Origin of the sequence: Flavobacterium phragmitis, assembly GCF_900112575.1 — a bacterium.
Lineage (GTDB): Bacteria > Bacteroidota > Bacteroidia > Flavobacteriales > Flavobacteriaceae > Flavobacterium > Flavobacterium phragmitis.
Window position 1 is genome coordinate 207,472 of record NZ_FOMH01000006.1, and the last position, 13,132, is coordinate 220,603.

Here is a 13,132-nt window from a genome sequence, read left to right on the forward strand (position 1 = left end):
AGACAGCCTTTTTACTTTAAAATTCAATTAACCCGACAGGTTTTTGAAACCTGTCGCGTTAATTAAACTTATTAATATGTTCCGTTTTGCATTTCTGCTAGCGTTTCTTTTATATCAGTTGCTGTAACTCCATCCATATTTGCATCTAAATATTTTACAGCTAAAGTCTGCGTTGCAATGGCCTTTTCTTTTTGACCATCTTTATAATACAACTGCGCCAAAGTATCTAAATAATATGGATTGTTTTTAGTTACTACTAAACTGTATTCCGACCATTTAATGGCATCTTTTAGGAAGCTGGAATTCTGAGCTTTTGTAACTACTGTCCATGCAGCATTATTACACAAATTAGAATGATAATCTTTAAAAGCATTCCATCCGTCATAAGAATAATTTGACGATGAATCTAATGTCGAATAAATTGCATCTAATTTTTCTATTGGACTTCCTCCTGCCAGATTTGTATCAAAATAGGTATTGAATTCTCTTAAATAGGTTGTGTTTGAAGTATCTTTATCTTCTACCATCGACAGATAATCAAAGTAATTTTTGTAGGCTTCAAAATTACCTTTACCAGATTCGATTATCTTTTTATAAATCGAATTGACCTTTTCTTTATTAATTTCTCCTGTAACTCCATCTTGAGAAGCATAAACATTTTGCTGCAAGGCATTAGAGATTTCAGAAACCACATTTCCAAGAGTATGAAGCTCTCCTTCTTTGCTGTTAAATGCTTCACGATTACTCTCAATATCTTCAGAATGTTTTAATAAATAATCAATCGCAAGGAAATCAGTATCGCTTAGAATTTTGTCTTCATTGAATAACTGTTTTGTAAATCCTTGATTTTTGATTTCTTTTACAATAGTCTCAGCCAAATACATGTTAACTGCTTTGTCTTTTTGGTGTGATTCAATGATTTTTTTCCAAGCCTCATTTACTTCCTTTTTATCTAAAGTAGTTTTTGTAATTACAAATTCCGTTGAATTAGGGTCAACAGTTATTGCTGTATCATAATCGTATGAAGTTTCTAATAATGCTGCTTTGTTAAAAGCTTTTATTAAATCTGCATCTGTCGCTTTTTTATTTTTTACAGCATTATTTATGGAGATCAAAGCATCTGCTCTCAAAAGCTGTCGATAAAATTCGCTATAATATCCAAACTGATATTGCTGTGCTGTTAAATCAGATTTTGCGGATGCTATTATATTTCCTTCTCTGTTTAAAACAAGCACACTTGGATCGTTCGCAATTTTATTGGTTTTAAGCCATTTTTTATCATCGGCTCCAGCCAAATAAAAATTATAAACATCGTAAAGAGCTACATATTTATCATACATATTATATCCTGTCTGTGTTTCCTGCTCTTTTACGATAGCATCAAAACTCTCTTTTGCCGATTTAGTGTTACTATCAGCATACACAACCAAAAATTTATTACTTGAGCCTTTTGTTGCATCAATTGCTTTCTTTAAGCTATTTTCTATTTTTAGTTTAAAATCATATCTAGTATAAGCTGGCGGTGGAACAGCATAATCTGCTGCTGTAGCTACACTGTCTGTTGCCACAAGTCCTGTTCCGAAATCATCACTAAGTAAAGTATTTTCTTTTCCAGGATAAGTCCAATTGGCAACAGAAAGACTTTCAAGAGGAAGGACCTTTGCCGTTTTCTTTGCCGGCTGCGGGTCTTTTTCATTAATAAAAACCAATGGATTTAGTCCTGATTTTTCAGAGATTTTCAATTCATTTGTACTTCTGTCAAAGAATCCTGCTATCTGCAAATCTCCCAAAACAGCCAATTCATAGTTGATCGTCACTTCAGAAACATCTTTTGGTAAAGCATATTTATTGATACTGCTTTTTCCTCCATATTCTTCATAAACCAAATACAAAAAGTCTGCTTTCTCGATCTCGAATTCCAAATCGGTTTTTGCCCAATCTGGATCTACTTTACTCTTAATATCCGAAAGTCTTTGATATTTAACTTCCTCTTTCCCTTTTTGAGTTCCTATGTAAAAGGAATAATAAGAAGGATCTAAAAATTTGACTTTTATATTTTTAGCCTTTTTATCTACTTTAAAAGAAAGATCAAAACTGGTTTGTGCTTCAGTATTTTTAGCAAATAATAACGAATCTCCTTTTACAATATAATCTCCGGAATAAAATACAAGTTCGTATTTATTATCGTCTAATAAATTGAGTTTGATTTTCTGACCTTTGTTTGTAGACAGATAAGTTCCTTTTTCGATGTCTTTTGTTTGAGAAAAACACGTAAAAATTGCCGAAGTAAATAGCAATATACTCCAAATAAAATTGCGCATAATATAAAAATTTGGCTGTTAATATTGACGTAAAGATATTCCATTCTTACTAAAATTAAAATGTCTTAACTCCAAAATACAGCCAAATCACCTATAAATTGTATTTCATTGAGAAGATTATGTAGCGAGGCTGTACCGTATATTGCGAAACTCTTGTAGAGAACTGTGTAAAGTTATCATCGTTCAAATATCTTGTGTTTAACAAGTTGGTAGCTGAAACTTTGTATTCCCATTTACTGTTTTTCTTCTGGTAAATTAAACTCGCACTTAAGAAATCATATTCGTTATCGACCGATTTATCTCCGTTATAATAATGGTAGAATTCATACTCCGAAACAAAAGAAAAACTGTCTAAGAAATAGTAATCCAGTTTTGCAAAAGGTTTATCAGTATAAAAAGTAGAACCACTGTATTTATTAATCAAAAGATTGTATCCAAATTCGATATTTGGAAGGTTTTTATAATTTGTAGAAGCTCTTACAGTATAACTCTGCACAAAACTTTCAGTTGTTCTCGCCTCTTCATTCTGAATATTATTGAATTTCGACCAGTTTAAACTTGCATTTACTGAGGCTTTGTAATTTTTCAAAAAGGAACGTCCGTAAGCTCCCATCCCTGAAAAAGTTTCATCAGCCAAATTAGAATTGTAGGGAACCGACGATTGGTTGATTCCATCAAAATCAGCTCGTGTTTTTATTGCATCCACTTTTCTGGTATAAGTTGCGTTCGCAAAAATGTTTTCGAAATTGAACATATTATACTTGAAATAACGAAGCGAATGAACCTGCGAAGTCGCATTTTCTAAAGTACGATCTCCACGAAATAAACTACTATAATCTGACAAAACATAACCTGCAGCCAATTGATTAATATCCGTAAAATCATTCGTCAAAGAAAAATTATAGGTTAGTGTCTCAGATTTTTTGATTTGGTACAAAGCAAAGAAATCTGGTAAAACTTTGGTAAAACTTTGAGAATAATCTGTCCCTTCCTGTCCGTTTGTCATTTGGTATGTATGCAGACTTACTCCAGGTGTCAAAGTAAATTTTCCGGTTAAGATTTTATAATGAAATCCTATAAAAGCATCATTAAATCTATAATCTACGTCGTTATTATTCGCTGGATCATTCAAATCATTTCGGTCTCCATTATCTAACATTTGAAAAATATGCGAATTGAAATTCTGATAAGAATACGTATTTCCTAAAGTTACATTGAAATTACTTTTTGGCGTAACCATATAATAATAATCCAGTTTAGCATCCAGTTTATTCGTTTTTACAAAACGATTCTGATTGTAATCATTTCTGGATTGATCAACGTTATATCCTGTCAAATCTTCATCATTAAAAGGCATTGTATGCAAATTGGCATTATAAAACGGATTTTCATCCTGATACAAATGCTGCATCTCAAAAGCGAAAATATTTTTGGCACTTGGTGTATAATACAAATTCAAATTCTGATTAAAAGAAGTTGGATCTTGTTTTTTTGTTGTATAAATAGTTTCCGGCGTAGCAACATTCTGAACAATCTGTTCTCTAAACAAATCTGAATATTCTTCCTGTTTGGTCAATTTGGAAAGAATATCGTAATCAAACTGAAATTTATCACTGGGTTTGTAGGTTGAACTTAATTTAAAAAGTCCCAAATTATTTTTCTGACTCGTATTTTCATCACGTTTCTGCTGATCTCCAGAATCTAAAATCGTGGTCTGGGATTTGGTTTCTAATTGAGTTTTTGAAGTAGAAAGAATTCCAAAACCGCTCAAATTCCAAGCTTTATTAACGGAATAAGCAAAGTTTGTTGCACCAAATTTGGTTTCAATTTCTTTCGCTCTGGTGTTTCTCAAAAGTGAAATGCCTAAATCATTAGAAGAAACATTAAAACTGCTACCTCCCTTTTTCATCAGATTTTTAAATCCGCCCGTAAATTTGAAATAATCTTGTGCCGTTAAAGGCAACTCCCCAATGTTATTAAAATTGGTAATTAAATTGATGCTATATTTCGGACTGTAATAGAATAGTTTTGGATTTATAATATAACGACTGTCTAATTCTGCAACTCCAATTCCTGCGGTTACATCTCCAAACCAAAAGTTCTTTTTACCTTCTTTCAGTTTAATATTCATCGCTACATTATCTTGATCGTTTTCTAAACCTTTTAATTGACTAACTTCATTAAAATTTCTTAAAACCTGAATTTTATCAATGGCATCGGCTGGTATATTTTTAACGCCCAATTTGGTATCTCCGTCAAAAAAGTCCTTTCCTTCCACCATTAATTTACTGACTTTTTTCCCTTCCACTTCAATTTCTCCATCGGCATTTACCTCAACGCCCGGAAGCTTTTTTAGCACATCTTCCAATTTTCTTTCTGTACCAGATTTAAAAGAATCTGCGTTGTAAACAATAGTGTCTCCTTTTATGGAAACAGGCATTTCACGAACAATTTCAACACCTTCCAATTCAATTCCTGCTCCATCCAAAACTACATTCTGAGTAATATTTTCAGTTTTAGTGGTCAAGGCGATGTCTTTAGATTTCATTCCCAAATAACTTACTTTAATAGTATAAGGAGTATTTGGTTTTAAGGTCAGCTGAAATTTTCCTTTATCATTGGTAATTCCATAAGAATCCATTGCTTTTGTACCATTATTAATCGCCATAATATTGGCCATTTCTAAAGGATTTTTCTGTTCATCCTGAATCAAACCGTCAAAACGGACACTTTGGGAAAAGCATATAGAAGTAAAAAGTAAGGCAAAAATAAAAAGTATCTTATTCATTATTAGAATTTGGAATTTGGAAATTTACCCCATTGGGAGTAATTCTTTTAAACACATAGAAACATAGTTTTTTTGAAGATTAAAAAAAGGCGTTTCACTTAATTTAAATGCACATAGTTAGCTATGTGTAGCAACTTGTTTCTTCTACTCTCTTTTGTAGACCCAAAAAATTATGTTTGCATGTATTAAATTGTGTTCAATTTTAATTTATCTTCCCATTGGTGGAGGTCCACCTGCGCGACCGCGGTTCATTTCTCTAAATTCCTCCATTTTTTTAATTACCGTTTCGTCGTATTCTTTCTGAGAAATTACTTTTCCTTTTTTAGAAGGTTTTATTTCTGCTCTATCTTTAGGGTTTAAAACTACTTTAGAACATAAAATAGTCGTTGTTCCATCATTTATTTCCAAAATTAAACCCGGAAGTCCCCAATAATTCTCAGGTCCTTGATTAACCGGAATTTCCGGTGTATACCAAGCCGTTACTACAATCTCTTTTGGTATTTCAAAGTTGTCTGTAAAATTGGTTTTTGTATCTCCAGAAGTCTTTTTAGCCTCATCCTTTTTATCATCATTATTCTTAGGTCTGAAGTTTCTGAAATCGGTTTTACTAGCCGCTTTTACGGCTGTTGCTTTATAACAGTTATATCCTCCAATTTGTTTGGTTTCCTGCTCTAATTTCCAGTCTAATTTTGGAAGAGAATCTACCACAAGAAATTCCTTGCCCATAAATTCCTTATCAACAGTATAGGATTTTGCTTTTACATCTTTATAAAAAGTACCACCGCCTCCTGTAAGTGAGCCAAACATGACACGAAAACCGCCTTGCTGCTGTCCTGGAGCGTCTAGTTTTTCTTCTTCTTTATAAATAGATGCCGATTTGTCGAAGTTTAAAATGAATGTTTTTTCAAGCATTTTTTTCATACGCTCTTCCATGCTTTTCTGCATTTCTGGCGTAATATCTCTGTTGCCACGCATTCCTTCAAACTTTGGCGCTTGCGTTTTTGACTCATAAACAGCCATTCCCTGAAAATCTTTTTGAGCTTGTATCTGCGCACCAGCAAGCATCAATGTCATATAAAAAAATATCTTTCTCATTTTTATCTACTTTAAAAGTGGGTAAGTTAGAAAAAACTTACATTCAAATGTATTATTTATTTTAAGATTCAAAAAATTAAATATATTAATGCGTCTCGTCTATAGACAGAACCGTCTATTTTTTAGACTATTAGATTTACAAAAGGTTTAAAGACTAAAAATGAATTTCTAACGCAAGTTTTTTGTAATTTGGTCTTCTTGTAAATCAATTTCTAATGCCGAAAACAGTGCAAAATTTTTTATTCTATTTATTTGTTTTATGCACTTCGAATGCACTATTTGCACAGGATTCAAGTATTACTCCAATATTATTATCACAGTATAAAAATAATGCTGACGTTTTTTTAGGTTATGATTCCTTTGGTTATTCCTACCAGATTAAAAACAATGTTTTCAGTAAAACGAAAGGAAATGAAATTTTTGAATACAAAAATGTTTCTCTCGGGAAAATCACAAAAGTCGATTTACAAAATCCTCTAAAAATAGTGTTGTTTTATCAAGATTTCAATAGTGTTGTTTTATTAGATAACCAGTTGAATAAAATGACTGAGATTAATTTTTCCCAAAGCCCAACTCCAATTGTTGTTGACGCAATCGGAATGTCGACCCAAAATCAGTTATGGATTTACAACAGTCTAAACCAGCAGATTGGTCTTTTTGATTATTTAAAAAATGAATATAAAACGGTTTCTATTCCACTGACAGAACCTATTAAACACTATCAAACTGATTTCAATACTTTCAATTGGATTGACAAAAACAACAATTGGTTTTCCTGTGATATTTTCGGAAAAATCACTTCAAATGAAAAAGTATCTGATTTTGATAAAATTGAAATGATGAATTCTTCACAATATATTTTTAGCAAAGACAATATTTTGTACTTTAAAGGGTTTAATAAACCAAATTCTGATGTAATTTCTGAGATTAAAATTTTAGAAAAAACCTTTGATAATTTTTATTACAAAGACCAAATTTTATCTATTTTTACAGCTACAGATATTTCCAATTATAAAATCGTAACACCGTAATGCACATAGCAATAGCAGGAAACATAGGCGCAGGAAAAACCACTCTGACCAAATTATTAGCCAAACATTTTAAATGGGAACCTCATTACGAAGATGTTGTTGATAATCCGTATCTGGATGATTTTTACCATCAAATGGAACGCTGGTCGTTTAATCTTCAGATATATTTCCTAAATAGTCGTTTCCGTCAAGTGCAGCAAATTCGCGAAAGCGGAAAAAAAATCATACAGGACCGAACGATTTATGAGGATGCTTATATTTTTGCTCCCAATTTATATGCAATGGGATTGATGACAAACCGTGATTTTGAAAATTATACGTCTTTATTTGAATTAATGGAATCTCTAGTAAAACCACCCGATTTATTAATTTATTTAAGAAGTTCTATTCCAAATCTAGTTGGTCAAATCCATAAACGTGGGCGCGAATATGAAAATTCTATTTCTATCGATTATTTAAGCCGTTTGAACGAAAGATATGAAGCCTGGATTCAGACTTATACTAAAGGAAGACTGTTAATTATTGATGTTGACAATATCAATTTTGTTGATAATCCTGAAGATTTAGGTGACATCATTAACAGGATTGATGCTGAATTAAACGGATTGTTTTAAACTAATTTCACAGATTTACACGAAAATATATGAAAGCCTCTAAATTAATTTTTAGAGGCTTTTTATTTAAATATTTTCTTACTTTTACAACCAACAAAAGACAATTCCCGTTTTGGGAAAAATGATTATATTTGTAAAATTAAATTATGAGAATAATAGCCAAAAGAACGTTGCAGCATTTTTGGGAAAGATTCCCAAATTCAAGACAACAGTTATTAGCTTGGTATCAAGTATTTGATAAAAGTAATTTTGCTAATTCAAATGATGTAAAATCACTTTTTGGCACAGCCGATTTTGTAGGCAAGAATAAAGTAGTTTTTAATATTTATGGCAATCATTATCGCTTAATTGTAAAGATTAATTACGAAACTCAAATTATATATATTCTTTTTATAGGTACACATAAGGAATACGATAATTTAATAGACATAAAAAACATGTAAGATGAATATAAAACCAATAAAAACAGAGCAAGATTATAATCTAGCATTGGAAAGAGCTAATTCTCTTTTTGATGCAAAACCTGATACACCTGAAGGAGATGAGCTCGATATTCTAGTTACATTAATAGAAAAATATGAAGAGATTCATTATCCTATTCCCGAACCCGATCCAATTGAAGCTATTAAGTTTATGATGGAACAAAACGGATTAACTGATTCTGATTTAGGAGTTATTTTAAATAGTCGCTCGAGAGTGTCAGAACTATTTAATCGAAAAAGAGCTTTAACAATAAAGCAAATTAGAGTTCTAAATGAAAAACTCCATATTCCAGCTTCAACCTTAATTAAAGAATATACTTTAAATCAATAAAAAAGCCTCTAAATTAATTTTTAGAGGCTTTTTTATTGAATCGTAGACAGTATTAAACCGACAGGTTTTTGAAACCTGTCGGGTTTTTATCCTATATAATTATTTCGCCGCTTCAACTTTTGCCAAAACTTCTTCTTCTGTTCCTTCAAAAACTTCAGTTGTTGTTTTACCGTTTTCAGTTTTAGTAACCGTTCCCGTTGTTTTTCCGTTTATGTTTTTAACCTCAACACTAACCGATTTTTTCTCATATTTACTAGTATCAAAACAATCTGTTTTTTGGTATTTTCCAGTTTTGTCAAAATGTGCCAGACATTTAGCCGTTTCTTCTGGCGTACAGCCTTTTTCTTTGCACATTTTAATACACTCTTCTTTTGTCATTCCAGACATATCGCCACATTTAGAAAATCCATCTGCATGCATTTCTGTTTTTGCACAGCAAGAAGCTTTTCCTGCAATATCAGACGCTCCATGTCCTTCCCCTAAAATCGGAGCAATTACCAATCCAATCAAACAAGTTAATTTAATCAAGATATTCATTGATGGTCCTGAAGTATCTTTAAACGGATCTCCAACAGTATCTCCGGTTACCGCCGCTTTATGCGCATCTGAACCTTTGTATGTCATTTCTCCATTAATCATAACTCCCGCTTCGAAAGATTTTTTAGCGTTATCCCACGCACCTCCTGCATTGTTTTGGAAAACTGCCCAAAGAACACCTGAAACCGTAACTCCAGCCATGTATCCTCCTAACATTTCAGCAATCAATTGATTATTGTCCGAGTACACTAATTTCCCGATAAGTACAATCAAAATTGGAAATCCTATAGTTAAAATTCCAGGAAGTATCATTTCTCGTAAAGCGGCTTTTGTAGAAATCTCAACACATTTTCCGTATTCCGGTTTTCCTGTTCCTTCCATAATTCCGGCAATTTCTTTGAATTGGCGACGAACCTCATACACCATATCCATAGCCGCTTTTCCAACAGAATTCATGGCTAAAGCAGAGAAAACCACTGGAATCATTCCACCGACAAATAACATCGCTAAAACCGGAGCTTTAAAAATATTAATTCCGTCAATTCCTGTAAACGTTACATAAGCAGCAAATAAGGCTAATGAAGTTAAAGCCGCAGATGCAATAGCAAAACCTTTTCCTGTTGCTGCAGTTGTGTTTCCAACAGAATCTAAAATATCGGTTCTAGTACGAACTTCTTTTGGTAATTCACTCATTTCTGCAATTCCTCCTGCGTTATCAGAAATTGGCCCAAATGCATCAATTGCCAATTGCATTGCGGTAGTAGCCATCATTGCTGAAGCTGCCAGCGCCACTCCATAAAATCCTGCTAAAGCATAAGAAATCCAAATGGCTACAGCAAATAACAATACCGTCGGAAAAGTCGAGATCATTCCTGTCGCCAAACCTGCAATAACATTTGTACCTGCTCCCGTAGATGATTTTTGAACAATTGCCAATACTGGTTTTGTCCCTAATCCTGTATAATATTCTGTAACTGATGAAATAGCTCCACCCACAACTAATCCGACCAAAGTTGCATAAAAAACACGCATTGATGAAATCGCTTTAGAGCCTTCTCCAAAAAATGTCATCTGCATTGTTTCTGGAAGCATGTGTTTTACCAAGAAGAAACAAGCCACAGCAGTTAAAATAATTGAAACCCAGTTTCCAATATTTAATGCTTTTTGTACTTGAGCTTCTCTGGCATTATCATCTGAAATTTTTACTAATGTTGTTCCTATAATAGAAAATAAGATTCCGAAACCGGCAATTGCCATTGGAAGTAAAATTGGCCCAATGCCGCCAAAAGCATCATTAATGCTTCCGCCCATATCTTTAATCACATAGTTCCCAAGAACCATCGCAGCTAAAACTGTTGCCACGTAAGAACCAAATAAATCGGCTCCCATTCCTGCAACGTCACCCACATTATCTCCAACATTATCAGCAATGGTTGCTGGATTACGCGGATCATCTTCTGGAATTCCTGCTTCCACTTTACCAACTAAATCGGCACCAACATCGGCTGCTTTTGTGTAGATTCCTCCTCCAACTCTGGCAAACAACGCGATTGATTCAGCTCCTAATGAAAAACCTGCTAAAGTTTCCAAAACCACTGTCATCGTATCAGTATCTTTCCAGACACCGCCGGAAAATAAATTAAAAAAGATTATAAAAAAAGCTGTCAATCCTAAAACTGCCAGCCCTGCAACGCCTAATCCCATTACCGTTCCTCCACCAAAAGATACTTTTAAAGCCTGAGGTAAACTGGTACGTGCAGCCTGAGTAGTTCTAACGTTTGTTTTAGTTGCTATTTTCATTCCTATATTTCCAGCGTAGGCTGAAAACAGGGCACCAAAAATAAATGCAATTACAATTAATAAATGTGTTTTAACTCCAGGGATAAAAGTAATTCCCGCCAAAGCTAAACTGGCAACAATTACAAATATGGTTAATAATTTGTATTCGGCTTTTAGAAAGGCTAAGGCTCCTTCGTAGATGTAATCTGAAATCTCTTTCATCTTACCGTCTCCGGCGTCTTGTTTTAAAACCCAACTTCTTTTTATTCCCATGAAAAGTAATCCTAAAACTGCCATAACAATTGGCAGGTAAATCATAAATGCATTCATAATATAGTAATGGTTTTGGTTAATAGTCAACAATCTAACTAAAACGAATTTAAACAAAAAAGCAATACTCCTGACGGCAGTATTGCTTTTTTTATATATTATGAGTACTTAAATTATTTAATACTAAATAATCCCTCTGGTTTATTTTCAATATCGTTAAAACGCTTAGTGCATTCAGCAATAATATCGAATGCTTCTTTTACGTCTCCCCATCCTTCAACATCTACTTTTTTGTTTTCAAGATCTTTGTAAACTTGGAAGAAGTGCTCGATTTCTTTTACTAAGTGAGGGTTGATATCTGATAAATCAGTTAATGAATTCCAAATTGGGTCTGAAACTGGTACACAAATAATTTTCTCGTCTGGTCCTTTGTCATCTGCCATGTGAAAAACTCCGATTGGCTTAACTTCCATAACACATCCAGGAAAAGTTGGTTCGTTTACCAAAACTAATACGTCAAGAGGATCTCCGTCTAAAGCTAAAGTTTCTGGAATAAATCCGTAATCAGCTGGGTACATCATTGAAGAGAATAACATTCTGTCGAAACGCATTCTTTTAATTTCAAAATCGTACTCGTATTTATTTCTGCTTCCTCTTGGTATTTCGATTAACACATCGAAAGTCGTTAATTTGTCTGCGGTCATTTTCGTTTTTTATTGTTTCTATAATTTCGGTTGCAAAAATAACTAATCAATCCCTTTTTACAATGAAAAAAGTACATTAATCGATGAAGTTTATTCATAAATTAATGTACTTTCTAAGTTATCTAACAGTGAGTTAATAAAAGATTTTACAAATTAGTGTCTTCTATCAGTTCTTCGCTCAAAATACCAGAGCAAATTTCTCTAACTTCTCCTGTCATTCTAATATTAAAATCGGGATCAACTTTGATTTTTAATGTTCCTCCCTGCATTTTGATTGTAATATTTTCATCAACTAAACCTTTCTTTTTCATTACACTTGCCACTGCGCAAGACGAGCTTCCTGATGCAAGGGTGAATCCAGCTCCTCTTTCCCAAATCAAAACTTCAACTTCATTTCGGTTAATGACTTTTGCAAATTGTACGTTGATTCTATTCGGAAACATTTCGTGGTTTTCTAAAAACGGACCGAATTTCTTAATTTCATCAATACTCAAATCCTCTTTCAGAACTACACAATGTGGATTTCCAACAGAAACACAATTTACATCAAAAGATTTACCATTCGCTTCAATTGTAACGTTATCTACTTCTGGAGTTTCAAATTTTGTAGGGATCAAATCTGATTTAAAAATTGCCTGTCCCATATCGACAGTGATAATTTTTGCTTTATTGTTTACTGTCTCTTCAATCGTAGCTTTTACGATTCCACCTTTAGTTTCAACAGTAAATTCGTTTTTAGTTATTATTCCATAATCAAAAACGTATTTGCAGAATATACGCAATCCGTTTCCGCTTTTCTCTGCTTCGGAACCGTCCGGATTGAATATTTGTAAACCGATATCAGCGCGATTGGAATCAACTAATAAAAGAATCCCATCAGAACCTATTCCAAAATTTACATTACAGATTCTTGTTATGGCTTTTTGAGTTAGTTCAAATGTAATATTCTTGCCATCAAGCACTATATATTCATTTCCTAATCCGTGAGTTTTTACAAAGAAATTCTTGTTCATTTGTTTCATTATATTTTATAACTATCCGTTACCTGTACTTATTTTGAAAATGGCACACAGATGACACAGATTCGCCAAAGCGAAGACGCGGATTAAAACGGATTTTTATTAATCTGTTTAAATAAGTAAAAAATCTGTTTTAATCCGCGTTTTTACGAAGTAAATCC

The 13,132-nt window shown here is 33.0% G+C and carries 10 protein-coding genes; 4 read left to right on the forward strand and 6 right to left on the reverse strand.

Going from position 1 to position 13,132, the window contains the following annotated elements; translation table 11 throughout:
- Positions 1-71 precede the first annotated feature (71 nt).
- The 3 genes from BM289_RS12410 to BM289_RS12420 all read right to left on the reverse strand — a co-directional run bounded on the left by BM289_RS12410 (position 72) and on the right by BM289_RS12420 (position 6,204).
- The gene (locus BM289_RS12410; protein WP_091493850.1) at positions 72-2,321 is read right to left on the reverse strand and encodes a hypothetical protein; all 2,250 of its coding nucleotides are present in this window, start codon (positions 2,319-2,321) and stop codon (positions 72-74) included.
- A 91-nt stretch (positions 2,322-2,412) separates the two neighbouring features.
- Entirely contained in the window at positions 2,413-5,109 is a 2,697-nt protein-coding gene (locus BM289_RS12415; protein WP_091493852.1) for a carboxypeptidase-like regulatory domain-containing protein, read from the reverse strand.
- A gap of 207 nt (positions 5,110-5,316) precedes the next feature.
- Positions 5,317-6,204, reverse strand: a complete 888-nt coding sequence (locus BM289_RS12420) for a GLPGLI family protein (protein WP_091493855.1) — start codon at positions 6,202-6,204, stop codon at positions 5,317-5,319.
- A gap of 215 nt (positions 6,205-6,419) precedes the next feature.
- On the opposite strand from BM289_RS12420, the gene BM289_RS12425 reads away from it, so the two are divergent.
- The 4 genes from BM289_RS12425 to BM289_RS12440 all read left to right on the forward strand — a co-directional run bounded on the left by BM289_RS12425 (position 6,420) and on the right by BM289_RS12440 (position 8,662).
- Positions 6,420-7,235, forward strand: a complete 816-nt coding sequence (locus BM289_RS12425) for a hypothetical protein (protein WP_091493857.1) — start codon at positions 6,420-6,422, stop codon at positions 7,233-7,235.
- Positions 7,235-7,849 (forward strand): deoxynucleoside kinase, encoded by a 615-nt coding sequence (locus tag BM289_RS12430; protein WP_091493860.1) that lies wholly within the window; start codon positions 7,235-7,237, stop codon positions 7,847-7,849. The genes BM289_RS12425 and BM289_RS12430 overlap by 1 nt, the downstream gene beginning before the upstream one ends.
- Positions 7,850-7,995: 146 nt before the next feature.
- Positions 7,996-8,292, forward strand: coding sequence for a type II toxin-antitoxin system HigB family toxin (locus tag BM289_RS12435; protein WP_091493863.1), 297 nt, complete (start codon positions 7,996-7,998; stop codon positions 8,290-8,292).
- A gap of 1 nt (position 8,293) precedes the next feature.
- Positions 8,294-8,662 (forward strand): helix-turn-helix domain-containing protein, encoded by a 369-nt coding sequence (locus BM289_RS12440; protein ID WP_091493865.1) that lies wholly within the window; start codon positions 8,294-8,296, stop codon positions 8,660-8,662.
- Positions 8,663-8,761: 99 nt separating this feature from the next.
- On the opposite strand, the gene BM289_RS12445 is transcribed toward BM289_RS12440, so the two are convergent.
- From BM289_RS12445 to dapF, 3 genes are all read right to left on the reverse strand, one after another.
- Entirely contained in the window at positions 8,762-11,308 is a 2,547-nt protein-coding gene (locus BM289_RS12445) for a sodium-translocating pyrophosphatase (RefSeq protein ID WP_091493868.1), read from the reverse strand.
- Positions 11,309-11,421: 113 nt separating this feature from the next.
- The gene (locus BM289_RS12450; protein ID WP_091493871.1) at positions 11,422-11,952 is read right to left on the reverse strand and encodes an inorganic diphosphatase; all 531 of its coding nucleotides are present in this window, start codon (positions 11,950-11,952) and stop codon (positions 11,422-11,424) included.
- Between the two features lie 146 nt (positions 11,953-12,098).
- Positions 12,099-12,965: a diaminopimelate epimerase gene (gene dapF, locus BM289_RS12455; RefSeq protein ID WP_091494230.1), complete on the reverse strand. Its 867-nt coding sequence runs from the start codon at positions 12,963-12,965 to the stop codon at positions 12,099-12,101.
- Between the last annotated feature and the right edge of the window lie 167 nt (positions 12,966-13,132).